The sequence below is a fragment of the Salinimicrobium oceani genome, assembly GCF_012037645.1.
Window position 1 is genome coordinate 1 of the sequence record NZ_JAAVJR010001091.1, and the last position, 361, is coordinate 361.

At 37.7% G+C, this 361-nt stretch carries 1 pseudogene; it reads right to left on the bottom strand.

Going from position 1 to position 361, the window contains the following annotated elements:
* A pseudogene (locus tag HC175_RS20925) lies at positions 1 to 307 on the bottom strand (site-specific integrase); the annotation flags it as partial.
* Positions 308 to 361 lie beyond the last annotated feature (54 nt).

Below are 361 nucleotides of genomic sequence, written 5' to 3' on the forward strand. Positions count from 1 at the left end.
TTTGCTTCCACTCGAGTTTCATCATGTCAGCAAAGTTCATTCCTCGGGTATAGAAGCTAAAAACAAAGAAATTACGACTATTGATTAACCAGGGGTACTTCTCAAGGTCAAGTGAGACTATTTTCTTCACTTGCTCCATACTTAATGCTTTTTTTAGACCTTTACCTTTCAATTTTGAGATCTTGTAGACTTTAAATGGATAAAACTCCTCTTTAACCAGGCCACGTTCGATAGCAAAATTAAAAAGTGCTCGTAACGCACGCATAGGAACCCCTATACCACCATCGGTACCGCCTCTTGATCGCATGTATACTTCATATTTGTTAAGAAAAGCTGGAGTAATATTCTTGAAGGTTAGATT